The 23,731-nt window shown below is 75.1% G+C and carries 18 protein-coding genes; 12 read left to right on the forward strand and 6 right to left on the reverse strand.

What is annotated here, in order from left to right; translation table 11 throughout:
* The first annotated feature begins 59 nt into the window (after nucleotides 1-59).
* Nucleotides 60-797 (forward strand): SDR family oxidoreductase, encoded by a 738-nt coding sequence (locus ACIPW5_RS35155; RefSeq protein WP_401254026.1) that lies wholly within the window; start codon nucleotides 60-62, stop codon nucleotides 795-797.
* Between the two features lie 51 nt (nucleotides 798-848).
* Here the strand turns inward: ACIPW5_RS35155 and ACIPW5_RS35160 are convergent, their stop codons facing one another.
* Nucleotides 849-2,015 (reverse strand): ROK family protein, encoded by a 1,167-nt coding sequence (locus tag ACIPW5_RS35160; protein ID WP_401254029.1) that lies wholly within the window; start codon nucleotides 2,013-2,015, stop codon nucleotides 849-851.
* A 54-nt stretch (nucleotides 2,016-2,069) separates the two neighbouring features.
* On the opposite strand from ACIPW5_RS35160, the gene ACIPW5_RS35165 reads away from it, so the two are divergent.
* The 3 genes from ACIPW5_RS35165 to ACIPW5_RS35175 all read left to right on the forward strand — a co-directional run bounded on the left by ACIPW5_RS35165 (nucleotide 2,070) and on the right by ACIPW5_RS35175 (nucleotide 5,523).
* Nucleotides 2,070-3,284 carry an MFS transporter gene (locus tag ACIPW5_RS35165; protein ID WP_401254031.1) on the forward strand — a complete coding sequence of 405 codons (1,215 nt, stop codon included), beginning with the start codon at nucleotides 2,070-2,072 and terminating at the stop codon, nucleotides 3,282-3,284.
* A 93-nt stretch (nucleotides 3,285-3,377) separates the two neighbouring features.
* Nucleotides 3,378-4,772: a uracil-xanthine permease family protein gene (locus ACIPW5_RS35170; RefSeq protein ID WP_401254073.1), complete on the forward strand. Its 1,395-nt coding sequence runs from the start codon at nucleotides 3,378-3,380 to the stop codon at nucleotides 4,770-4,772.
* A gap of 76 nt (nucleotides 4,773-4,848) precedes the next feature.
* A complete protein-coding gene (locus ACIPW5_RS35175) occupies nucleotides 4,849-5,523 on the forward strand; it encodes a DUF5995 family protein (protein ID WP_401254034.1) in 675 nt (224 codons plus the stop codon).
* 272 nt (nucleotides 5,524-5,795) lie between these two features.
* Here the strand turns inward: ACIPW5_RS35175 and ACIPW5_RS35180 are convergent, their stop codons facing one another.
* Nucleotides 5,796-7,493: a flavin monoamine oxidase family protein gene (locus tag ACIPW5_RS35180; RefSeq protein ID WP_401254036.1), complete on the reverse strand. Its 1,698-nt coding sequence runs from the start codon at nucleotides 7,491-7,493 to the stop codon at nucleotides 5,796-5,798.
* 65 nt (nucleotides 7,494-7,558) lie between these two features.
* Nucleotides 7,559-8,359, reverse strand: a complete 801-nt coding sequence (locus tag ACIPW5_RS35185) for a carbon-nitrogen hydrolase family protein (RefSeq protein ID WP_401254039.1) — start codon at nucleotides 8,357-8,359, stop codon at nucleotides 7,559-7,561.
* Nucleotides 8,360-8,650: 291 nt separating this feature from the next.
* On the opposite strand from ACIPW5_RS35185, the gene ACIPW5_RS35190 reads away from it, so the two are divergent.
* Both ACIPW5_RS35190 and ACIPW5_RS35195 read left to right on the forward strand, forming a co-directional pair.
* Nucleotides 8,651-9,346 carry a GNAT family N-acetyltransferase gene (locus ACIPW5_RS35190; protein WP_401254042.1) on the forward strand — a complete coding sequence of 232 codons (696 nt, stop codon included), beginning with the start codon at nucleotides 8,651-8,653 and terminating at the stop codon, nucleotides 9,344-9,346.
* 230 nt (nucleotides 9,347-9,576) lie between these two features.
* Nucleotides 9,577-9,876 carry a WhiB family transcriptional regulator gene (locus tag ACIPW5_RS35195; RefSeq protein ID WP_401254045.1) on the forward strand — a complete coding sequence of 100 codons (300 nt, stop codon included), beginning with the start codon at nucleotides 9,577-9,579 and terminating at the stop codon, nucleotides 9,874-9,876.
* Nucleotides 9,877-9,897: 21 nt separating this feature from the next.
* Here ACIPW5_RS35195 and ACIPW5_RS35200 read toward each other — a convergent pair whose 3' ends face one another.
* The 3 genes from ACIPW5_RS35200 to ACIPW5_RS35210 all read right to left on the reverse strand — a co-directional run bounded on the left by ACIPW5_RS35200 (nucleotide 9,898) and on the right by ACIPW5_RS35210 (nucleotide 16,536).
* Nucleotides 9,898-14,496 carry a hypothetical protein gene (locus ACIPW5_RS35200; protein ID WP_401254048.1) on the reverse strand — a complete coding sequence of 1,533 codons (4,599 nt, stop codon included), beginning with the start codon at nucleotides 14,494-14,496 and terminating at the stop codon, nucleotides 9,898-9,900.
* 104 nt (nucleotides 14,497-14,600) lie between these two features.
* On the reverse strand, nucleotides 14,601-15,056 hold the full coding sequence (locus tag ACIPW5_RS35205; protein WP_007262967.1) for an Lrp/AsnC family transcriptional regulator: 456 nt from the start codon (nucleotides 15,054-15,056) through the stop codon (nucleotides 14,601-14,603).
* A 10-nt stretch (nucleotides 15,057-15,066) separates the two neighbouring features.
* Nucleotides 15,067-16,536 (reverse strand): amino acid permease, encoded by a 1,470-nt coding sequence (locus tag ACIPW5_RS35210; RefSeq protein ID WP_401254051.1) that lies wholly within the window; start codon nucleotides 16,534-16,536, stop codon nucleotides 15,067-15,069.
* A gap of 400 nt (nucleotides 16,537-16,936) precedes the next feature.
* On the opposite strand from ACIPW5_RS35210, the gene ACIPW5_RS35215 reads away from it, so the two are divergent.
* The 6 genes from ACIPW5_RS35215 (at nucleotide 16,937) to ACIPW5_RS35240 (ending at nucleotide 23,427) form a co-directional block, all read left to right on the forward strand.
* A complete protein-coding gene (locus tag ACIPW5_RS35215) occupies nucleotides 16,937-17,953 on the forward strand; it encodes a GDSL-type esterase/lipase family protein (RefSeq protein ID WP_401254054.1) in 1,017 nt (338 codons plus the stop codon).
* A gap of 141 nt (nucleotides 17,954-18,094) precedes the next feature.
* Nucleotides 18,095-19,036 (forward strand): SCO0930 family lipoprotein, encoded by a 942-nt coding sequence (locus ACIPW5_RS35220; RefSeq protein WP_401254056.1) that lies wholly within the window; start codon nucleotides 18,095-18,097, stop codon nucleotides 19,034-19,036.
* 95 nt (nucleotides 19,037-19,131) lie between these two features.
* Entirely contained in the window at nucleotides 19,132-19,935 is an 804-nt protein-coding gene (locus ACIPW5_RS35225; RefSeq protein WP_401254059.1) for a LytR/AlgR family response regulator transcription factor, read from the forward strand.
* A 185-nt stretch (nucleotides 19,936-20,120) separates the two neighbouring features.
* Entirely contained in the window at nucleotides 20,121-20,396 is a 276-nt protein-coding gene (locus ACIPW5_RS35230) for a hypothetical protein (RefSeq protein ID WP_401254062.1), read from the forward strand.
* A gap of 83 nt (nucleotides 20,397-20,479) precedes the next feature.
* Nucleotides 20,480-22,219, forward strand: a complete 1,740-nt coding sequence (locus ACIPW5_RS35235) for a cation acetate symporter (protein ID WP_401254065.1) — start codon at nucleotides 20,480-20,482, stop codon at nucleotides 22,217-22,219.
* Entirely contained in the window at nucleotides 22,216-23,427 is a 1,212-nt protein-coding gene (locus ACIPW5_RS35240; protein WP_401254067.1) for a sensor histidine kinase, read from the forward strand. The genes ACIPW5_RS35235 and ACIPW5_RS35240 overlap by 4 nt, the downstream gene beginning before the upstream one ends.
* Nucleotides 23,428-23,731 lie beyond the last annotated feature (304 nt).

The following is a 23,731-nucleotide window of genomic DNA, read 5'->3' on the forward strand; positions in this document are numbered from 1 at the left end:
CATTCCGCGGCCCTGTTCTGTCATCTGGGGGAAGGCACTCCCCACGGAAGGACACCCCCATGAGCACGATCCTCGTCACCGGCGGCACCGGAAACCTCGGGGCACTGGTCGTCGACCGGCTGCGGGCCCGGGGCCACGAGGTCCGGGTCCTGAGCCGGCACTCCCCCGAATTCCCCGTGGACCTGCGGGACGGCAGCGGGCTGGACGCGGCGATGACGGGTGCGCAGGTGGTGGTGCACTGCGCCAGCTCGCCGCGCGGCGGCGACGACCTCGCGGCCCGGCACCTGATCGCGGCGGCCCGGCGCAGCGGGACCGTCACCAACGTCGTCTACATCTCGATCGTCGGGGTGGACGTGGTGCCGCTCGGGTACTACGCGGTGAAGCGGCGGGTGGAGCGGATGCTGGAGGACTCCGGGCTGGGCGTGACCGTCCTGCGCACGACCCAGTTCCACGACCTGGTGGCGCAGGTGGTGGCCACGGCGGCGAAGCTGCCGGTGGTCCCGCTGCCCGGGGGCGTACGGGTCCAGCCGGTCGCCGTCGAGGAGGTGGCGGACCGGCTCGCGGAGCTGGCCGTGCCGGTCCCGGCGGGCCGGGTGCCCGACATGGGCGGCCCGGAGACCCGCACGCTGGCGGACTGGGGCCGCGCCTACCTCGCGGCGACCGGGAGCAGGCGGCGCGTGGTCCCGCTGCCGCTCGCGGGCAAGGCGTACGCGGGCTTCCGGCGCGGCGGGAACCTGGCTCCCGGGCGGGCGGTGGGCCGGATCACCTTCGGGGAGTTCCTCCAGCGGAGGAAGTGAGCCGGGGGCTCAGCCGGGGGGCTCAGCCGGGAGTGCTCAGCCGGGAGGGGCTCAGCCGAACAGCTCGTCCTGGGCGGCCGCCCGGGCGGCCAGGCGGGCCCCCTCCAGGACGGCCGGGCCGCCCAGCCCGGTGGCGCGGACCTCGGTCGGGACGGGGGTCAGGGCGGCCAGGCGCTCCGCGACGCGGGCGGCCAGGGCGTCGCCGCCCGCGCGGCCGAGCTCCCCGCCGAGGACCACGCAGCCCGGGTCCAGGACGGCGGCGACGGCCGCCGCCCCGAGGGAGAGCCGGCCGGCGAGGGCGTCGAGGAAGGCCTCCCCGGCCGCTCCGGCCACCGCCTCCTCCGGGGGCCCGGTGAAGCCGTGTTCCGCCGCCAGGGCGGCCACCGCGGCGCGTCCGGCCAGGGAGTGGAAGCCGCCGGCGCAGTCGGTGGCGGAGGGCAGCCCCGCGGTCCCGGGGACGGGCAGGAAGCCGATCTCGCCGGCCCCGCCGGAGGCGCCCCGGCGCAGCCGCCCGTCCAGGACGACGGCGGCGCCGACGCCCGCGCCGAGCCACAGCAGCACGAAGGAGTCCAGGTCCCGGGCGGCGCCGACGCGCTGCTCGGCGAGGGCCGCCAGGTTGGTCTCGTTCTCCACCAGCACCCGGGCGGGCAGCCCCTCCTGGAGCGCGGCCACCAGGTCCCGGTGCCAGGCGGGGAGGCCGCCGGTGTCGCGCAGTTCGCCGCTCGCCGGGGCGACCAGGCCGGGGGCGCCGACGACCACGGTGTGCAGTTCCCGGGCTCCGGCCTCCCGGGCCAGCTCCGCCAGCCGGGCCACGGCCTCGCCGACCGCGTCGACGGGCAGGGCGGCGCGGGCCAGGGGGCGGCCGAGGAGGTCGGTGACCACGGCGGTCGCGCTGTCGGTCCGTACGTCCAGGGCGGCCAGGTGGGCGCGGCCGGCGACGATCCCGTAGAGGCGGGCGTTGGGCCCCCGGCGCTGTGCGCCGGACTCCCCGACGACCTCGATCAGCCCGGCCTCGCCGAGCCGTTCGACGAGGTCGGCGACGGAGGGGCGGGACAGCCCGGTCAGCCGCTTGAGCTGGGCCGCCGTCAGGGGCCCCTCCTCCTGGAGGAGTCCGAGGGCGAGGCGGTCGTTGATGGCCCGGGCCGTGCTCGGCGAGGCGGGGGACGGCGGGGCCGTCGCGGCGGGGGTCAGCACCTTGGCAGGGGTCACGGCGCCCATCTTAGGGAGGCGGGAACTCTAACTATCAGGCAGGCTCCCTGATAGTTTACGTCCATGACCGGGGAACAGGACCTCAGCCCGGCGCGCCTGCGCCGCGCCCGCTTCGCGATAGCCGCCGTCTTCTGCGTCCACGGGGCCGTCACCGGCTCCTTCGCCACCCGCATCCCCTGGATCCAGGAGCACGCCCAGCTCGGCGCGGGCACCCTGGGGCTGGCGCTCGCCTTCCCCGCCCTCGGCGCGGCGCTCGCGATGCCGCTGGCCGGGCGGATCAGCCACCGCTTCGGCGCCCGCGCCGCCCTGCGCGGGCTGCTGGCCCTGTGGACCCTGTCGCTGGTCCTGCCGGGCCTGGCCCCGAACCTGTGGACCCTGTGCGGGGCGCTCTTCGTCTACGGGGCGACCTCCGGGATGTCGGACGTGGCGATGAACGCCCTCGGCGTGGAGACGGAGAACCGGCTCGGCCGCTCCGTGATGTCCTCGCTGCACGGCATGTGGAGCGTGGGCGCGCTGCTGGGCTCGGCCCTCGGTACGGTCGCCGCGCACGCGGGGGCCGACGCCCGGCTGCACCACCTGGTCGCGGCGCTGGCGCTGACCGCCGCCGGGCTGGTCGCCGTACGCGGGGTGCTGGACCTGCGCGCCGGGCACGGGGAGGAGGCCCCGCCGCGCTTCGCCCGGCCCCCGAGGGCGGCCCTGCTGATCGGCGGGGTGGGCTTCTGCGCGGTCTTCGCGGAGGGGGCGAGCCTGGACTGGTCGGCGGTGTACCTGCGGGACGTGCTGGGCGCGGCGGCGGGTCCGGCCGCCGCCTCCACCACCGCGTTCGCCCTGACCATGGCCGTGGCCCGGCTGGCCGGGGACCGGGTGGTGGACCGGTTCGGGGCGGTGCGTACGGTACGGGCGGGCGGCGCACTGGCCGTCGCGGGCGGGCTGGTGGTGATCGGCGTCCGGCACCCGGCGGCGGTCATGGCGGGCTTCGCGATGATCGGGCTCGGCATCGCGGTGGTGGTGCCGCTGGCCTTCGCGGCGGCGGCGCGCAGCGGGCCGGCTCCGGCGCAGGCGATCGCCGGGGTGGCGACGATCACGTACACCTCGGGGCTGATCGCACCGTCGGCGATCGGGGCGGTGGCGGACGCCAGCTCTCTGGTGGTGTCCTTCGGGCTGGTCACCCTGCTGGCGTGTGCGCTGACCGTGGGGGCGGGGGTGCTGCGGCCCGGGCGGGTGTCGGGAGCGGCCGGTGCCGCCAATCGGGACGAACCAGCTCCTATCCGGCCGTAATATATCCGCTGGCCCGCTGCGGTGATCTCCGTGGTGATCGACCGGCAGGCGGCCAGGATGCTTGATCGGCCGACGGAACGGAAGTGGTGGGACATGGGCTTCGGCGTGCGCTGGACCCTGCACGGAGACGGGCGGACCCCCGCCCCCGGCGCGGTGGTGCGGCCCGAGGAGCGGCTCTCGTGGCCGCGCACCGCCGGGCTCGGCGCCCAGCACGTCGTGGCGATGTTCGGCGCCAGCTTCGTCGCCCCGGTCCTCATGGGCCTGGACCCGAACCTGGCGATCATGATGTCGGGCGTCGCGACGGTGATCTTCCTCCTGGCGACCCGCGGCCGGGTCCCCTCCTACCTGGGCTGCTCGCTCTCCTTCGTGGGCGTCGCGGCGGCGATCCGGGCGGGCGGCGGGGACAGCGCGGTGGTCACCGGCGCGGTCTTCACCGTCGGCGCGGCGCTCTTCCTCGCGGGTCTGGCCGTCCAGCGGTTCGGGGCGCGGATCATCCACGCGGCGATGCCGCCGGTGGTGACGGGCGCGGTCGTGATGCTGATCGGCTTCAACCTGGCGCCGGTGACGGCCTCGACGTACTGGCCCCAGGACCAGTGGACGGCGCTGCTGACCATGCTGTTCACCGGGCTCGCGGTGGTCTGCCTGCGCGGCTTCTGGTCGCGCATCGCGATCTTCCTGGGCCTGGTCTTCGGGTACGCCGTCTCCTGGGTCTTCGACCTGGTCTTCGGCAAGATCCACTCCCCGGTGGGCGGCACCGAGGCGGTGGACCACTGGCGGCTCGACCTCTCCGGCGTCGGCAAGGCCGACTGGATCGGCCTGCCGTCCTTCCACGCGCCGTCCTTCGAGTGGTCGGCGATCCTGATCGCGCTGCCGGTCGTCATCGCCCTGATCGCCGAGAACGCCGGGCACATCAAGGCCGTCGGCGAGATGACCGGCGACCCGCTCGACGACAAGCTCGGCACCGCCATCGCCGCCGACGGCGCCGCGTCCATGCTCTCCACCGCGGTCGGCGGCCCGCCGAACACCACGTACTCCGAGAACATCGGCGTCATGGCGGCCACCCGCGTCTACTCCACCGCGGCCTACTGGGCGGCGGCCGGATTCGCCCTGCTCTTCGGCCTCTGCCCGAAGTTCGGGGCCGTCGTGGCCGCGATCCCCGGCGGGGTGCTGGGCGGCATCACCGTGATCCTGTACGGCATGATCGGCCTGCTCGGCGCGCAGATCTGGCTGAACGGCCGGGTGGACCTGCGCAATCCGCTGAACCTGGTGCCGGCCGCGGCGGGCATCATCATCGGCGTCGGCGGGGTCACGCTGCGCTTCACCGACAGCTTCGAGCTGGGCGGCATCGCCCTCGGCACGATCGTGGTGATCACCGGCTACCACACGCTGCGCTACTTCGCCCCGGCGCACCTGAAGGAGCAGGAGCCGCTGCTGGACTCCGGCACCTCGGCCTACGACGCCGACGCCGGGGGCGACAAGCGGGGTTGACGGGTCTTCGCCCGAACCGGCGAAGCGCACGGCCAAGTTCCCCGCACGGGCCGCCCCGGCTGGGACGCTGCCTCCCATGGAAGCGGTACTCGCGCGGATGCGCGCCCTGGACGAGCGGCTCCCCGCGCAGGACGGTGTGGCCGTCTTCAACCGGGTGTACATGACCGTGACGCAGACCCTGCACCGGCGGATCGGCCAGGGCGAGTTCCCGGCGCCCCGGCGGGCCGAGACGCTGGCCGTGCGGTTCGCGGAGCGGTACCTGACGGCGGTGGAGGCGGACCGGGCCCCGGCCTGCTGGCGCCCGCTGCTCCAGTACCGCCGCCACCCGGGCGTGCGGCCCCTCCAGCACGCGCTGGCCGGGATCAACGCCCACATCGGGCACGACCTGGCCCTCGCGGTGGTGTCCACCTGCCGCGTGCTGGACTGCCCGCCGGCGGCCCTCGAAGCGGACTTCCACCGGGTCGGCGACACCCTGGTCTCCCTGGAGGAGCGCATCCGGGAGGACCTGATGCCGGGCCCGGACCTGCTGGAGGTCGCCGACCCGCTCACCCATCTGCTGGGCTCCTGGAGCCTGGAGCGGGCCCGCGCGGGGGCCTGGGCCTCGGCGCGGCTGCTGTGGACCCTGCGGCGCTCGCCCGACCTGGCCGAGGAGTTCGAGGAGTCCCTCGACGCGGGGGTGGGGCTGGTATGCCGCTGCCTGCTCACGCCGACGGGCCGGTCCGCTGCGCGGTGCGGGCCGTCTCTCTGGTGACGTTCCGCTGCGCGTGACGGGCATGCCGCTGCGCGGGGCGAGGTCCCCTACCCGCCCTTCCACCGTTCCCTGGGGCTCCGCCCCAGACCCCGCGCCTCAAACGCCGGCGAGGCTGATTCAGCCCCGCGCAGCGGCCAACCACCTGCACCCGACCCACCGGCCCCCGCAACGCGAACCGGCTCCGCTCCGCATCCGCCGGACGGAGTCCGGCGCAGCGGCGCGAAGCCGGGGAGGCCCGCCAGGGCCGAGCCGCGCGAGCGGCGCGTGAAGGATCAGTCCTCGGGGAGTTCGACCGGGGCGATCTCGTCGAAGACGTCGCCCGGGCCCGGGTTGGCGGCGTCCGTGGACCCGCCGAGGTGGTGCATGACGCCCCAGACCGCGTTCAGGGCCGTCTGGACCGCGCCCTCGGCCCAGCCGGCCGTCCAGGAGATGTCGTCGCCCGCGAGGAAGATGCCGCGCTTGTCCTCGGGCAGGCGGTCCTGCATGAAGTGCGTGTACAGGCGGCGCTGGTAGCGGTAGTGCCCCGGCAGGTTGGCCTTGAACGCGCCCATGAAGTAGGGCTCGTTCTCCCACGACACGGTCACCGGGTTGCCGATGATGTGGCGGCGGATGTCGACCTTGGGGTAGATCTCGCCGAGGGACTTCAGCATGACCTCCATCCGCTCGTTCGCGGACAGCGGAAGCCACTTCAGGCTGTCGTCGCACCAGGTGTACGAGAGGCAGATGACGGCGGGCTGGTCCGGGCCGTTGTCCAGCAGGTAGGTGCCGCGGGTCATGCGGTCGGTCAGGGTCATCGACATGACGTCGCGGCCCGTCTCCTCGTCCTTGTCCAGCCAGAACGGCCGGTCCACGGGGATGAAGAGCTTCGAGGACTCCATGTAGTGGGTGCGCTCGATCGCCGTCCAGTGGTCGATCGGGAAGAGCGTGTCGTCGCACGCGATCTTCGACAGCAGCATCCACGACTGGGCCGTGAAGATCGCGGCGCGGTACGTGCGGATGTCGCCGGAGGCGTCCGTCACGGTGATGCGGTTGCCGGCCGTGCGGTGCAGGCGGGTGACCGCGGGGCGCGGGGTGCCGTCGTGCAGGGAGGACAGGGACGTGCCCTGGGCCCAGTGCAGGATCTTCTCGGGCTCGCGCTCCCACAGGCGCAGCGGCAGCTGCTGGGAGCCGCCGACGATGCCGCGGTGGTGGTCGTCCGCCTCGGTGTAGACGACGCGCAGGATCTCCAGGATGGAGTTCGGGAAGTCGGTGTCCCAGCCGCCGGTGCCGAAACCGACCTGGCCGAAGATCTCGCGCTTGCGGAAGGACTGGAAGGCCTCGGACTTGCAGAGGAAGCCGTAGAAGGTCTCGTCGTCGAGCTTCTCGACGAGCTTCGCCCAGATCTCGCGGATGCGCGGGACGTCCCGCTCGCGCATCGCGGTGTTCATGTCGGAGAAGTCGGCGCCCTCGTCGAGGCAGGCGTTCCACGCGGCGGCGACGTCGCGGTAGACCTGCGGGAGGTCGGCGATGGTCTCGGCGTAGTGGGTCTCGCCCTTGAGGTCCACGACCGTCGAGGGGGTGGCCTCGGACAGCGGGTTCGGGAAGGGCTCGGTGTGCAGGCCCACGAGGTCGATGTAGTGCTGGAGCGCGGTGGAGGACGGCGGGAAGCGCATGGCGCCCATCTCCGCGGTCAGGCCCTCGGTGCCGGCGCCCTCGAAGCCGACGGTGCGCAGCCGGCCGCCGATCTGGTCGGCCTCGTACACGACGGGCTTGAGGCCCATCTTCATCAGCTCGTAGGCGGAGATGATGCCGGACAGGCCGCCGCCGATGACGGCGACCTCGGTGCCGTGCTCGGTCGCCGGTATCTGGCCCAGGCCCGCCGGGTGGGCGAGGAAGTCGTCGTAGGCGTACGGGAAGTCCGGCCCGAACATGGTGATCGGGGGCTGGCCGTCGCTGTGCGGAACGGCGGTGGTGGGCACCGTGGACGTCATGGGGGCACGTCTCCTTGCGGCAGAGCAGGCAGGGCGGGGAGGGCGGAACGGGCGGAGCGGAGGGCTCAGACGAGGGAGGCGTAGAGCCCCGGGCGGCGGTCGCGCAGGTACGGGTTGGTCTCGCGCGAGGCCTCGAGGAGCTCGGGGTCGACCTCGCCGAACACCATTTCCTCGCCGCGGCCCGCACGGGTGCGGGTGGCCCCGTCGGGGGCGGCGAGGCAGCTGAGGCCGACGAACTCGAACTCGCCCTCGGGGCCGGTCCGGTTGACGTACGCGACGTACATCTGGTTCTCGAAGGCCCGTACGGGGACCAGCTGTTCGGCGACGAACTGGAAGGGGTGCATCTGCGCGGTCGGGACCAGGAGGAGGTCGGTCCCGGCGAGCGCGTGCGCCCGTACGTTCTCGGGGAACTCCACGTCGTAGCAGATCATGATGCCGACGCGGAGGCCGTTCAGGTCCGCCTGGACGACGGGGGTGTCGCCCGGGGTGAAGGCGTCCCGTTCGAAGCCGCCGAACAGGTGGGTCTTGCGGTAGTTCGCCAGCCGGGCGCCGTCGGGGCCGATCAGCTGCGCCGAGTTGTAGACGGTGTCGCCGTCCCGCTCCGGGTAGCCGTACAGGACGGCGATCCCGTGGCGGCGGGCGATGCCCGCGATGGCGTGGGCGGACTCGCCGTCGGCCGGTTCGGCGTACCCCGGCACCTCCTGGAGGTCCAGCGCGTAGCCGGTCAGGAACATCTCCGAGGTCACGAGGAGCCCGGCCCCGCCCTGTGCGGCGCGCGACGCGGCCTCGTCGAGCCGCTTCAGGTTCTCGGCGGTGTCGCCGAGCCGTCCGGAGCTCTGGAGGAGTGCGGTGCGCAGCGGGGGCATGGGCGTACCTCTGTGACAGGTGGGGTGGGGGTCATAAAACGGTACGTTCGCGCGTTCGATCCGGACAAGCCGTGACCGTTGCGCTGGGCGCATCGATTCGTTGCGCGTTCCGGCGGATGTGCGGCGATTCGTTGCGCGGCCGGTTTCCGATGGCCCCCGGGCCCGTGCGGGGTCCGGTGCGGTGGCCGCTGCGGGACCTGACGGCCGCGGGAAAAGCGGCTGCTCAGCAGGGCCCCGTGGGCTTACCCTGCGCCCGACCGCCAAGGCCCTCAGGAAGGATCCCGCACCGACATGTCCGCCGAGAATCCCGCCTCCCCGCTCGACAACCCGGTGTGGGCCTCCCTCAACGGCCCGCACCGCGCCTTCGCCGAGTACTCGGGGAGCGGGGCCGCCCGCTACGTCCCCGACGCGAACCCCTTCGCAGCCCTGGCCGACCCGGAGGATCCGGCGTCCTGGGCGGACCTGGCGGCGCTGGCCGGGCCCGGCGAGGAGGTGTGGCTGACGGGCCTGCCGACCCCGCCGCCGGGCTGGGAGACGGTGCTGAGCATCCCCGGGGTCCAGCTGGACGGCAGCGGGGTGCGGGCGGAGCACGCGCCGGACGCGGTCCGGCTCGGTCCGGCGGACGTGGCGGAGATGACGGCCCTGGTGAAGCTGACCGAGCCGGGCCCCTTCCTGCCCCGCACCGTCGAGCTGGGCACCTATCTCGGGATCCGGCACGAGGGCCGGCTCGTGGCGATGGCCGGCGAGCGGATGAAGCCGCCGGGCTGGACGGAGATCAGCGCGGTGTGCACCCACCCGGACTTCCGCGGCCGGGGCCTGGCGGCCCGGCTGGTCCGGTCGGTGGCCGCCGTGGTCCGGGACCGCGGGGAGCTACCCTTCCTGCACGCGGCGGCGGGCAACACGGGCGCGATCCGGCTGTACGAGTCGATGGGCTTCACGCTGCGCCGGGAGCCGGTGTTCATCGGCGTGCGCTCCCCGAAGCCGTAGGGGACCTCCCCTCCCGTAACACGCTTTAACACAGGGTTCATTGAGTGCCGGCGGAGTTCCCCGTAGCGTCGGTGTCACGGGAGCGCGGGCGGCGGAAGGCCGGCCGTGGCGATGAACACGCGGCAGATCAGCGGTCGTCCGGACCGCCGCCGCGCTCCCGGTTGCGGACGGGCTGTTTCAGCGGGCTCCCAGCGGTCACACGCGGGGCGAGGCCACTGGAAGGAGCCGACATGACCGACCTCTCACACCTGCCCGGCGCCGCCCTGCACCACTGGCAGTGGCAGGCCCGGGCCGCCTGCCGCGCGCTCGGCCCCGGCCGCTTCTTCCACCCCGCCGGTGAGCGGGGGGAGGAACGCGAGGACCGGGACCGGGCGGCGAAGGAGGTCTGCGCCCGCTGCCCGGTCCGTGCGGCCTGTCTGGAGCACGCCCTGCGCACCCGTGAGCCCTTCGGTGTCTGGGGCGGGCTGACCGAGGAGGAGCGCCGCGCGCTGACCGGCCCCGCCGGCCGCCGCCGGATCCTGGCGGTCTGACGGGGCCCGTACCGCCCTCCCCTACCGGCCGGTCGCGGCCCAGGCGCGGGCGAAGAGCTCGTGCGGGGGCAGCGGGGCGAGCAGGCGCAGCAGCGGCGGGTGGAGGGTGGTGCCGGAGACCGGCGCCAGGTGCGCGGCGAGCTTGGCGTGCTCCACGGGCAGGTGCGGGGCCTTGAGCTCCGTCCACTGGCCGGGGACGAACAGGGTGCGTCCGGCGCGGGCCCGCTTGCCGCTCTCCACCGCCCCCGAGGCCGCCAGCTCCGCCTGGGCGGCCTTGTGCCGGGCCGCCGTCCAGCCGTTCCAGCGGCGTACGGCGCGGTCCGTCGGGCGGACGAGGGCCAGCAGCTGGAGGTACAGGGCGGCGGCGTCCGCGCCGACCCCCAGCGCCGCGGCCGCCTCGGCGACCAGCCCGGGGGCGCTCAGCGCCGGGTTCGCCTCGTGGCCGCCCTCGGGCACCGGGGTGTCCCGGGCGCGGGCGGCCAGCCGGGCGAGGCCGTCGAGGAGGTCCCGGTGCCGGCGCAGGACGGTCAGCAGGTAGCCCTCCCGGACGGTGGAGGCGATCCGTTCGGCCCGCTCCAGCCGCTCCGGGTCGGCGAGGGCCGGGACCCGCAGGAAGGCGTCCCCGCTGGGCACCGCCACCACGAACACCCCGTCGTCGAGGGCGGTGGAGGTCCCGGCGGCGCCCTCCCACAGCGGCTCCGGGCAGGGCAGTACGGGCCCCTCGTACGGGGTGAACGCCGGGTCGTGCTCCGCGACGGCGACCAGCTCCTTGAAGTAGGAGCCCAGGGGGAGGAGCGCGTCCGGGCCGTCGAGCTGGGCCCGGAGCCGCTCGTACAGGGCCAGGGCGCCCCGGGCACCGGCGTCGCCGACGGGCCGTTCCGTCAGGGCCCAGGCGATCACGGAGGCGGCGGTGTGGTGGGCGGGCTCCGCGTGGATCCAGTGCCCGGCGGTGCCGTCGGGACGGGCGTGGTGGAGGTTGATCCCACCCATCCGGTTCCCGGCGAGGACGAGGCCCTCCTCGCCGAAGGGGGCCGCGGCCGGGGTCCGGCCGGCGGGCAGGGCCCGGGCCCAGGGCAGCGGCAGGCCCAGCTCCGCTTCCAGGGCGGCGGCCAGCTCCTCGTCCACGGGCTCCTCGGCGCCGAGCAGGCCGGTCCACACGGCGGCCATCCGCTCGGCGGCCCGGACGGTCCCGGCGGGCTCCCACAGGTCGGCCACGTCCTCGGGCAGGCCGGCGGCGAGGACGGCGCAGCGGCCCGCGTCACCGAGCCGCCGGGACAGCTCCCCGTACTCCGCGGCGAGGGACTTGTTGGCCTTGAAGGGCGCTGCGGCCAGCAGCTTGAGGTGCTCGTCGTGGTCCTCGCGGGCCGGGAATCCCGCCAGGACCAGGGCGGCGACCGCGCCCCGGACCCCGGTCAGCCGGGTGAAGGCCTCGCGGGCGGCGGGCTCCGCGGGGAGCGGGCCCCGCTCGGCGAGCAGCTCCAGCAGCCGGGGCAGGCGTACGTTGTCCGCGTCCCCGACGGTGGTGGTCACGCAGTCCTCGGCGCCCTCGGGGGCGGGGTCCTCGGCCCGCTGGAGGAACGGGGCCCGCCCGTCGCGGACGGCCCCGGGGACCAGGGCGTATCCGGCGGCCCGGAGCGCGGCCAGCTGCCGCTCCCCGGCCCGGCCGGTGCGCCAGGTGCCGCCCGCCTCGGCGAAGGGCTGCCCGCTCCAGGTCTCCAGCAGCGCGGCCAGCGCCGTCCGCTCCTCGTCGGGGGTGGTCGCGGCGGCGGCCCGCCAGGCGACGGCGCCGATCCGGCCGAGCAGCGGCTCCCAGGGCTCGGGGACGGCGGGCCGGGCCAGCAGGCGGACCTCGTCGTCGATCTCGCCGCGCAGGTGGCGCCCGTCGGCGGCGAGGGCGGTGAGCATCGCGGGCTGCCGGGCGGGCTCGGGCTCGTGGTGGTAGCGGGGCCGGTGGGGCAGCAGCGGGTGGAGGGCGGGGGCGAGCACCGCGTCGGGGACCTCGGTGCGCAGGGAGACGACCGGCGCGGCCCGCATCACGGCGACCCGGCGGGCGAGCTCGCGCAGCCGGCGCAGGACGTCGGCGGCGAGCAGGGCGGCGCGGGCGGTCCCGGCGGCGACGTGCGGTTCGAGGCCGCCGGGCAGGGCGGGGGCCGGGTCTCCGGCGAGGGCGGAGTCGAGCAGGGCGCGTACGGCGGCGTCGTCGACGGTGCGCAGGGCCTGGGAGGAGGCCTCGCAGCGCGGGGTCAGGAAGTGCCAGTAGGCGGGCGGCGGGACGGGGCCCGCGCCCGCGCCGAAGCCGGGGGTGCGGCGCTCGTCGGAGCCGGGGAAGCCGTGCACCTGCCACAGGAGGGAGTTGTCCTCGGCTGCGTGGCAGCGGATGGTCTCGTGGCCGGCGAGCACCCCGTCCTCGCCGCCCCGGGGCATCCGTACGACGGCCCAGGGCTCGCGGCCGAAGCGGCGGCTGCGGTAGGTGGCGCGGCGGCCGTCGACGCCCTCCAGCAGGAACGCGCGGGGCGAGGGGCGGGCGTAGGGGGTGCGGTGCAGGACGCGGAAGCCGGTGAGCCGGCCGTCCTGGCCGAGCGGGGAGGCGGGGGCGCCTTCGGGGAGGACGGCGAGGGTCTGGCAGGACTGGCTGAACCGCTCGGTGCCGGGCGGGAGTACGGCGGAGGCGTGGAACTCGGGGGGCGTCGGGTCGGCGAGCACCGCGCCGGTCTCCGGGTGGACGCGGGTCAGGGTCTGGCCGGTCCGTGGGCCGACGCCGCCGGAGCTCCAGTAGCGCCGGCCGTCGCTCATCTGGGAGTCGTAGGAGCCGATGCCCTCGCGGCCGCCGGGGCGCAGAACGGAGCCGCCTTCGTGGCGGCCGCCGCCGTCCGGGGTCGCGAAGTGGTAGCCGAGGTCTCCCCTGCCGCCGTAGCGGCGCATGCCGAGCTGCTGTTCGGGCTCGAAGACGTCCTCGGGGTGGTCGGCCCAGAAGGCCCGGTCGCAGAAGGAGGCCTTGGGGGTGGTGCCGAAGCCGATCAGGAAGGCGCCGCCGACGTGGTGCACGGTGTGTGCGGTCGCTTCGTCGGGGAGCCGGAAGGTGCAGGAGGCGCGGGGGCCCGCGTGGTCGACGGTGACGGCCCGGTCGGGGCCGTAGACGGTCAGGAGGGGCCAGGTGCAGGTGACTCCGGTGACCGCGTCGGGGCCGCCGAGGCCGGTGACGGCCTCTTCGAGGGCGGGCCAGCCGTACTCTTCGGGCAGTCCGGCGCGCAGGGCGCGGCCGAGCGGGCCGGTGAGGTCCGGTTCGGCGAGGGCCCCGTCGATGCCGTCGAGGGCGCGGGCGGTGGGCCGGTCGAGGAGGGTGCCGAGCTCGTCGACGGCCTCGTCGGCCGCGGCGAGGCCGCCGCCGCGCAGGGCGGCGAGCAGGCCCTCGATCCGGCCGTGCACCTCGGCGGCGATGCCCGCGTTGTGCGGGAGGCGGCCGATGGCGGTGCCGCCGCCGCGCAGGCCGGCGTGGACGGTGCCCTCCAGGCGGGGGCCGAAGACCGGGTCGGCGGCGAGGGCCTTGAGGTCGCGGCGGGAGCGGGCGCCCCAGAACACCAGTTCCACGGCGGGGCCGGGGTCCTGGACGGCGATGCCCTCGGCGAGGCAGGCGTCGAGCAGGTCGGCGTCCAGGCCGCGGTAGGTGTAGCGGTCCTCGTGCAGCCGCAGCGGGCTGCCGGAGGCGCGCAGCCGGGGGGCGAAGAGGGTGAGGAGCTCGAAGAGTTCGGCGGGCATGGGCTGGCGCATGACGCCGCCGCCGCTGCGGCCGTGGGCGTAGCGGCCGGCGTAGCGGGAGAACCAGTCGGTGAGGCCGCCCTCGGGGACGGTCCGGCCGGCGGCTGCGGCCTCGGCGGCGCCGGAGCCGAGGAGCAGGCGCAGCCAGGAGGAGGCGTCGCCGCGGCTCTCGGGGAAGAGGTCGAGGAGCAGGGCCGCGGCTTCTTCCGCCGGGGGGTGGGCGGTCAGCAGCGGGGTGGCGGCGTCCAGCAGCCGGTCGGGGATCTCCTTCCCGCGGGCGGCGCCGAGGACGAGGCCGAGGACGCGGGCCTCCTCGGCGGTGTCGAGGCCGGCGGCGCGCGCCGAGAGCCGGACGCGGCGGGCCAGGTCGGCGGGGAGTTCGCCGGGTGAGGCGGCCCAGGTGCGCAGGACGCGTACGTACTCCTCGTGCGCGGCGGCGGGCTCCAGGGCGGCGGCGAGCCAGGCCTGGTGGCCGCTGAGCTCGGTGGCGGGCAGGGCCCCGGCGCGGGCGAAGAGCAGGAGGTTGGCCCGGTGCCAGTCGGGGTCCACGGGGAGGCGGTGGGTGCGCTCGGCCTTGCGGGCCAGGGCGTAGGCGCGGGCGGCGGAGCGCAGGTGCCAGGCGATGAGCCTGTGGCCGATGGTGTCCCAGAACCAGGGCAGGTGGGCCGGATCCAGGTCCCGGACGAGCCGCTCCAGGCCGTCGACGTAGCGGCCGGGCTTCTCGTGGGCCCGGTGGAGCGTCCCGAGGGCCTCGTCGAGCAGCGCGGCGGCGGCCGGCGCGGTGCCGGGGGCGTGGGCGCGGGCCCAGTCGGCGTAGGCGGTCGAGAGGTGCGGGTCGGCCGGCGGCTGGATCTGGATCTTCATGGGCCCGATGGTGGCACGCCCCGCCGACAGCGCCGCCTGGCCGTGCGTACGCGCGTACGCCGACGCCCCCGTCCGGTGACCGGGCGGGGGCGTCGGCACTGCTGTTACGCGGGCGCGCCGGAGGTGAAGCGGCGCAGGAGCGGGCTGAGGACGAGGACGGACTTGGTCCGTTCCACGAAGGGCTCGCCCGCGATGCGCTCCAGGACGCGCTCGAAGTGCCTCATGTCGGAGGCGAAGACCTGGACGAGGGCGTCCGCGTCGCCGGTGACGGTCGACGCGGACACCACCTCGGGGTACCGCTCCAGCCCTCGCCGGATGTCGTCCGGCGAGGTGTTGTGGCGGCAGTAGATCTCGATGAAGCCCTCGGTCTCCCAGCCCATCGCGGCGGGGTCCACGCGGACGGTGAAGCCGGTGATGGCGCCTTCGGCCCGCAGCCGGTCCACGCGCCGTTTCACGGCGGGGGCCGAGAGCCCGACCTCGGAGCCGATGTCCGCGTAGGAGCGGCGGGCGTCCTCGGCGAGGGCGTGCACGATGCGTTCGTCGAGATCGTTCAGTCGCACTGCGGATGGATCACTTCTCTGCTGTGGCCACTTCTTCCGTGGCCAGACGGGAGCGGCGGACGCCGTACAGGAAGTAGAACACGAGGCCCACGATCATCCAGCCACCGAAAACCATCCACGTGGCCATATCGAGGCTGAACATCATGTAGCCGCAGGCGATGACGCCCAGGATCGGGGTGACGGGGAAGAGCGCCACCTTGAAGGTGCGCGGCATGTCCGGGCGCGTCTTGCGCAGGATGATGACGGCGACGTTGACGAGGCCGAAGGCGAAGAGGGTGCCGATGCTGGTGGCGTCGGCGAGCTTGCCCAGCGGGATGAAGGCCGCGAGGACGCCGCAGAACAGGGAGACGATCACCACGTTGGCGCGGGGGGCGCCGGTCTTCTCGTCGACCTTGGCGAAGACCTTGGGGACGAGGCCGTCGCGGGACATCGCGAAGAGGATGCGGGTCTGGCCGTAGAGGACGGCGAAGACGACGGAGAAGATCGCGACGACCGCGCCGGCGGCGAGGACGACGCCCCAGACGCTGGTGCCGGTGACGTCGGTCATGATCTGGGCGAGCGCGGCCTCGGTGCCCTCGAAGTCCTGCCACGGCATGGCGCCGACGGCGACGAAGGCGACGAGGACGTAGAGGATCGTGACGATGGCGAGCGAGAGCATGATCGCGCGCGGCAGGTCCTTCTTCGGGTTCTTGGCCTCTTCACCAGCGGTGGAGGCGGCGTCGAAGCCGATGTAGGAGAAGAACAGGGTGGAGGCGGCGGCGCTGATGCCGGTGACGCCCAGCGGGGCCAGCGGGGTGTAGTTGCCGGCCTTGATGCCCAGGACGCCGATGCCGATGAAGAGCAGCAGGGTGACGATCTTCACCGCGACCATGATCGAGTTGACCCGGGCGCTCTCCTTGGCGCCGCGCATCAGGAAGACCATCGAGAGCAGGACGACGATCAGGGCCGGCAGGTTGATGAACCCGCCCTCGCCCAGCGGTGCGGAGACCGACTCGGGGACGGTGACGCCGATGGTCCCGTCGAGGAACTCGTTGAGGTACTGGCCCCAGCCGACGGCGACGGCCGCGACGGAGACGGCGTACTCCAGGACCAGGCACCAGCCGCAGATCCAGGCTATGAGCTCGCCCATGGTGGCGTACGCGTACGAGTACGAGGAGCCGGAGACCGGGACGGAGCCGGCCAGCTCGGCGTAGGAGAGGGCCGAGAACAGGGCGGTCAGGCCCGCGAGGATGAAGGAGATCGTCACGGCGGGGCCGGCCTTGGGGGCGGCGGTGCCGAGGACGACGAAGATGCCGGTGCCCAGGGTGGCACCGATGCTGATCATGGTCAGCTGCCACATGGTGAGCGAGCGGCGCAGCGTGCCGCCCTCGCCCTGCCCGCCCTCGGAGACGAGCCGCTCGACCGGCTTGCGCCGCATGAGCGGGTTCACGGGCTTGCGCGTCTCCTTGGAGAGCGTGGGTGCCTGGCCCTGATCGAGCACGGGGGACTCCTTTGACACTGCGGATGGGGACGGTTCAGGCGTCGACCGCAGCGGTCCGGAGCAGTTGGCAGACAGGGGTGAGCCCGTCTGGGCATGAGGGGACCGCCGAGCAGGCGGTCCGCGCCACTCCACGTACAGGGGGTGAGCCTACGAGCAGAGTGATACCGCCCGTAATGCACCATCCTTGCACATTGGCGGACGATCGTTGCGCGGATCCGTCCGCCATGGTCGTTTGTTGCGCACGGATGATCGATCGCTGCACGGGGCCCTGCCGGGCCGCCTTCCGGAGATCCGCCGCGCGACGCCCCCGGCGCGGTCCTCCGCGGTCGAACCGGGCCCCCGCGGGGTACGGGTGAACGCAGCGGCGCGAGGTCCCGTACCCGACGATCGGAGACGCTGAGTGAGACCACCACAGGGCCCCGGCGGGCGGTGGCAGGAGCCCGGCCCCTTCCTGCGCGGGGTCGCCTGGCTCGACGGGGGGCGCCCGGTGCGCGCCGACCCGCAGGACACCATGCGGCTGCCCTGGGACACCGGCGAACGGGCCACCCTCCCCATAGGCGTGCGGCTGGAGTTCTCCACGCGCACGGCACACGCGGTGGAGGTCCGCTACCGGGCGACCGTGCCCGGCCCCACCGACGCGCTGCGCGACCTCGCGCACGGCTTCGCCCTGTGGAACCGGCACGGGCTGCTCGCCGAGGTCTTCACCGAGCCCGCCGCGGAGTCCGTCGTACGCCTCGAACTCCCCCGGCAGCAGGGCCCGTTCACCCTGCACCCGCCCGAGGGGCAGTCCCCGCTGATCCTGGGGCTGCGCGGCGTGGGCGGCGAGCTCGACCCCGCCCCCGCGGCCCCCCGCTGGGTGGTGCACGGGGACTCCATCACCGAGGGCTGGTGGTCCACCCGCCCCGCCCACGGCTGGCCCGCCGTCGCCGGCCGGGCCCTCGGCTTCGACACCGTCAACCTCGGCTACGCGGGCGCCGCCCGCGGCGAGCTCGCCACCGCCGAACAGCTCGCCGCGCTCCCGGCCGACGTCCTCACCCTCGCCTTCGGCACCAACTGCTGGTCCCGCGTCCCCTACACGGCCCCGCTGCTGTACGAGACCACGCGCGTCTTCCTCGACCTGGTCCGCCAGGGCCACCCGCGCACGCCCCTGCTGCTCCTGTCCCCCGTGCTGCGCCCCGACGCCGAACGCACCCCCAACCGGCTCGGCGCCACCCTCGGCGCACTGCGGGACGCCATGGAACGGGCCGTCCGGGACCGGATCGCCGCCGGCGACGGCCGCCTCGCCCTGCTGCCGGGCCGCGAGGTGCTCGGACCCGAGCACCTCGCGGACGGGCTGCACCCCGACGACACCGGACACCAGGTACTCGGCCTCGCTGTGGCCACGGCCCTGAGGCGGGCCGGGTTCGACGGCGGGTGAGTGAAGCACGTCATACCGCTCCCGCTGAACAGGGCGCCCCCGCGGCGCCGTGTCCCCCACAAGCAGCCGGGGACCCGGGGCCGCGCACGAAGCGGTTCACCGGCCCCGGACCCGGCGGACACACATGTGGGAGAGAACACCATGGGCATCAAGCGCGGAACCACCCTGGCAGCCGTCGCGGTAGTCGTCACCCTGGCGGCGACCGCCTGCGGCACGAACGTCAAGGGCGGCGCGACGGGTCCGGCCGGGGCCGCGGCCGCCCAGGCTCCCGCCGCCGACCCCTACGCCGACGGACAGCAGCCCGCCGAGCAGGCCGGTGCCGCCAAGCCGGCCGGGCAGCTGGCGATCGCGGCCACCGACCAGCTCGGGTCGGTGCTCACCGACAGCGCCGGCTTCACCCTGTACCGCTTCGACAAGGACACCGCCAAGCCGCCGACGTCGAACTGCGACGGCGACTGCGCCAAGGCCTGGCCGGTGGTCGCGGCGGGCGAGGTCACGGCCGCCGCCGGCACGGACCCGGCCCTGCTGGGCGAGGTGGTCCGCAAGGACGGCGGCAAGCAGCTGACGGTCGCGGGCTGGCCCGTGTACCGCTTCGCCAAGGACACCAAGGCCGGCGACCTGAACGGGCAGGGCGTCGGCGGCACCTGGTTCGCCTTCGCCCCCGACGGCAAGAAGGCCGCGAAGGCGGCGGCCTCCCCCGCCCCCGCCGGTGCGGGCCAGGCCGCCGGCGCGCTGACGGTGGCCAAGGACCCCAAGCTGGGCGACCACATCGTCGACGGCAACGGCATGACCGTCTACCGCTTCAAGCCGGACACCGCCTGGCCCATGGTCTCCAAGTGCACCGGCGACTGCCTCGCCAAGTGGCCGGTGGTGCCGCCGGTGGACAAGGCGAACGCCAAGGGGATCACCGAGAAGAACTACCTCGTCCTGGACCGCCCCGACGGCAAGAAGCAGCAGACGGTGAACTGCTGGCCCGTCTACACCTTCACCGGCGACAAGAAGCCCGGCGACACCAACGGCCAGGGCGTCGGCGGCACCTGGTACGCCGTCTCCCCCGACGGCGCGCTCATCACCGCCCAGTAGCCCCCACCCCCAGTCGCGCGGCCCCCGCCTCCATCCCCCCGGGCGGGGGTCGCGCACCGTTTGCCCGCCCACCGCCCTTGCCTAGACTCGGCCCCATGCTGCGCGTACTGGCCGTCGACGACGAGAAGCCGCTCCTGGAGGAACTCCTCTACCTGCTGCGCTCCGACCCCCGGGTGCGCAGCGCCGAGGGCGCCTCGGACGCCACGGAGGCGCTGCGCCGGATCACCCGGGCGGTGGAGAGCGGCCCGGACGGGCCCGACGCCATCGACGTGGTCTTCCTCGACATCCAGATGGCCGGACTGACCGGGCTGGAGATCGCCCGGCTGCTGGCCGGCTTCGCCCGGCCGCCGCTGATCGTGTTCGTCACCGCGCACGAGGGCTTCGCCGTACAGGCCTTCGACCTCAAGGCGGTGGACTACGTGCTCAAGCCGGTGCGGCCGGAGCGGCTGGCCGAGGCCGTGCGCCGGGCCCGCGAGCTGCTCGGCGGGCCCGCGCGGGAGCCGGAGCGGACGGCCGTGCCGGCGCCGCGCGGGCCCGCTCCCGAGGCGCCCGCCGCGGACCGGGCCCCGGAACAGATCGCCGTCGAACTGGGCGGGGTCACCCGGTTCGTGGCGATCGCGGACATCGCGTACGTGGAGGCCCAGGGGGACTACGCCCGGCTGCACACCGACGAGGGCAGCCACCTCGTGCGGATCCCGCTGTCCACCCTGGAGGAGCGCTGGGCGGCGCGCGGCTTCGTCCGCATCCACCGCCGGCACCTGGTGGCGCTGGGCCGGATCGACGAACTCCGGCTGGACGCGGGCACCACCAGCGTCCGCGTGGGCCCGGCGGAACTCCAGGTCAGCCGCCGCCACGCCCGCCAGCTCCGGGACCTGCTGATGCGGCAGGCGACGGGGTAGGGGCCCGGGGCGGCCCTCCCGCCGCCCCCCCGCCCCCGACCGTCCGGCGTACCAGGACGCCGTTCGTCGCGCCGGGACGGGCGTACGGCGATCCACCGGGCCCGTCGGCCGCAGGGGGCGCCTCGGTGGTCCGCCGGGGGGCCGGGGCGCGCCTATCGTGGATCATCCGGCCCGGGAGGAGCGACATGTCCGAGATCCAGGCGCTGCTGGACGCGCTGAGCGGGCTCCCCCGTACCCGGCCCGCGGGGCCGGCCGAGGCCGAGGAGCTGCTGGCCCGGCTGCGCAGTGCCGCCGCCCGGTGGGCCGATGTGCTGTGCGAGGTGCAGGAGGGCACCCGCCGGGTGCTGCCGCCGCGTGCGGAGGCGGCGCTGACGCTGGCGTTCCGGCGGGCGGAGGAGTCGTACGTGGAGCTGGAGATCGCCCTGCGCGACTGCGCCGAGCACCGCGATCCCGCGGTCTGATCCGGGGCCGGAACGGGCCTGTTGTCCCGCCGGAGGCGCTGCGTACACTCCCAGGATCCCCTCCCCCGTCGAAGGACCCCCCGGTGAACCAGACGTACGCGCTGACCGCGGTCACCGCCGTCGTCCTGGTGACGGTGCTGGTCGGCGCGCTGGGACTGCGGATATCCCGGACCACCTCCGACTTCTACGTGGCCTCGCGCACGGTCGGCCCCCGGCTGAACGCGGCGGCCATCAGCGGGGAGTACCTCTCCGCCGCCTCCTTCCTCGGGGTGGCCGGGCTGGTGCTGCTCCAGGGGCCGGAGATGCTCTGGTACCCCGTCGGCTACACGGCCGGGTACCTGGTGCTGCTGGTGCTGGTCGCGGCCCCGCTGCGGCGTTCGGGCGCGTACACCCTGCCGGACTTCGCGGAGGCCCGGCTCCAGTCGCAGGCCGTGCGGCGGATCGCCGTGGTGTTCGTGCTCGGGGTGGGGTGGCTGTACCTGCTGCCGCAGCTCCAGGGGGCGGGGCTGACCCTGACGGTGCTGACGGGGGCCCCGCACTGGGCGGGCGGGGTGGTCGTCGCCTTCGTGGTCACCGCGGCCGTCGCGGCGGGCGGGATGCGCAGCATCACCTTCGTGCAGGCCTTCCAGTACTGGCTCAAGCTGTGCGCCCTGCTGGTGCCCGTCTTCTTCCTGCTGGCCGCGTGGGCCGGGGACGGTGCGCCGCGCGCCTCCTTCGACGCCCCGGCGGTCTTCCGCGAGCACACGGCCGTCACCCTGGGACAGGACGTCCGGCTGTCGCTGGACGCGCCGCTCACCGTGACGGTCACGGGACGGGTGGACGGGCTCGACCACGCGGACGCCCCGCTGACCCTGGCGGCCGGCCGGCACACGGTGCAGGCGCACACCCGGCTGGAGTTCGCCCCCGGGAGCACCGTCCCGGAGACCGCGTCCCGGGCGGGCGCGGCGCCCGACTCGCCCGGCTGGGCGAAGCCGCTGTCGGTGGGCGACCGCGAGCACCGGCTGTACGCCACGTACGGGCTGATCCTGGCCACCTTCCTCGGCACGATGGGCCTGCCGCACGTCGCCGTGCGCTTCTACACCAGCCCCGACGGCCGGGCCGCCCGGCGGACCACCCTGGTGGTGCTGGGGCTGCTCGGGGTGTTCTACCTGCTGCCGCAGGTGTACGGGGCGCTGGGCCGGATCTACGCGCCCGAGCTGGCGCTGACCGGCGACGCGGACGCGGCCGTACTGGTGCTGCCGGAGCGGATGCTGGGCGGACTGCTCGGGGAGCTGCTGGGGGCGCTGCTGGCCGGGGGCGCGTTCGCGGCGTTCCTGTCGACGGCGTCGGGGCTGACGATGGCGGTGGCGGGGGTGCTGCACCAGGACGTGCTGCCGCGGCGCGGGGTGGGGAGTTTCCGCCTGGCGGTGGTGGTGGCGATGGCCGTGCCGCTGGCCGGCGGGGCGGTGGGCACCCGGGTGCCGGTCGCGGACGCGGTCGGGCTGGCCTTCGCCGTGTCGGCCTCCTCGTTCTGCCCGCTGCTGGTGCTCGGGATCTGGTGGCGGGGCCTGACCCCGCCGGGTGCGGTGGCCGGGCTGCTCACGGGGGGCGGTGCGGCGCTGGGCGCGGTGCTGGCGACCCGGGGCGGGCTGGCGCCCCGGGGGTGGGCGCACGCGCTGCTGGCCTGGCCGGCGGTGTGGTCGGTGCCGCTGGGGTTCCTGACGATGGTGCTGGTGTCGCTGGCCACCCGGTCCCGGGTCCCGGCGGGGACGGCGGCGGCGCTGGCGCGGCTGCACCTGCCCGAGGGCGTGGCCGGGGAGCGGGCGGCGGGGGGTGCCCGGTGACCGGGGCGGTGCTGTGGGTGCTGGTGGCGGCGGGGGCGGCGCTGCTGCTGGGGCTGGGCTGGGCCGGGGGCCGGTGGCAGGCGCGGCGCGGGGAGCGGGCGGCGGGGCTGGACCTCGGCACCCCGGTCGAGCGGGCCACCTTCCACACGCTGCACACCGCTTCGCTGGCCGCTCCCCCGCTGCGGGCGGGCCTGACCGAGGACGCCGCCCGCAAGGCGGCACGGCGGCTGCGGTCGCTGCTCGGCACGGAGGCGCTGTGCCTGACGGACCGGGTGGCGGTGCTGGCCTGGGACGGCCCGGGCGCCGACCACCACCAGCGGCGGGCGATGGCCCGGGTCTCGGTGATGCTGGAATCGGGGCGCAGCCAGAGCCTGCGTACGGAGTGCCAGCGGCCCGGCTGCCCGCTGAAGTGGGCGGTGTTCGCGCCGCTCACCGGTGAGGACGGGGTGCTGGGGGCGCTGGTCGCGTACGGGTCCCGGGAGTCGGCGGTGCTGGTGCGGGCCGCGACGGAGGTGGCGCGGTGGGTCTCGGTGCAGCTGGAGCTGTCGGAGCTGGACCGGGCGCGGACGCGCCTGATGGAGGCGGAGATCAAGGCGCTGCGGGCGCAGATCTCCCCGCACTTCATCTTCAACTCCCTCGCGGCGATCGCCTCGTTCGTACGGACGGATCCGGAGCGGGCGCGGGAGCTGCTGCTGGAGTTCGCGGACTTCACGCGCTACTCCTTCCGGCGGCACGGGGAGTTCACGACGCTGGCCGAGGAACTGCGTTCCATCGAACGGTACCTGGCGCTGGCCGGGGCCCGGTTCGGGGACCGGCTGAAGGTGACCTTGCAGGTGGCACCGGAGGTGCTGCCGGTGGCACTGCCGTTCCTGTGCCTGCAGCCGCTGGTGGAGAACGCGGTCAAGCACGGGGTGGAGGACTCCACGGAGGAGTGCCGGATCACCATCGCGGCGCGGGACGCCGGCTCGGAGGCGGTGCTGACCATCGAGGACAACGGCGTGGGCATGGATCCGGAGCGGCTGCGGCGGATCCTGGCCGGGGACCGGGCGGGGTCGGCGTCGGGGATCGGGCTGCCGAACGTCGACGAGCGGATGCGGCAGGTGTACGGGGATGCGTACGGGCTCGTGGTGGAGACGGGGATCGGGGCCGGGATGAAGGTCACGGTGCGCATCCCCAAATACCGTGCGGGCGTGGCCCCGACCCTTTGAACGCGCCGCCCTCCTCCTTGACGCGCCGCTCGCCTCCTTGACGCGGTCCTCGCACCGCTCAGCGCCGGGGCGCTTCCCGGGCTTCGGGCCCGCTGCGCCGGCCTCCGGCCGTCGGACCGGGGGCGGGGCCGGGTTGGGTGGCCGGTGCCGGTGGGTCGTCTGCGGGTGGTGGGCCGCTGCGCGGGGCGGGGTCCCCTACCCGCCCTTCCACCGTTCCCCGGGCTTCGCCCGGACCCATACGGCGCTACCGCGCCCGCGCCTCAAACGCCGGCGAGGCTACATATAGCCTCGCCGGCGTTTGAGG

The sequence above is a fragment of the Streptomyces sp. NPDC090077 genome (assembly GCF_044747545.1).
In the GTDB taxonomy this organism is placed as follows: domain Bacteria; phylum Actinomycetota; class Actinomycetes; order Streptomycetales; family Streptomycetaceae; genus Streptomyces.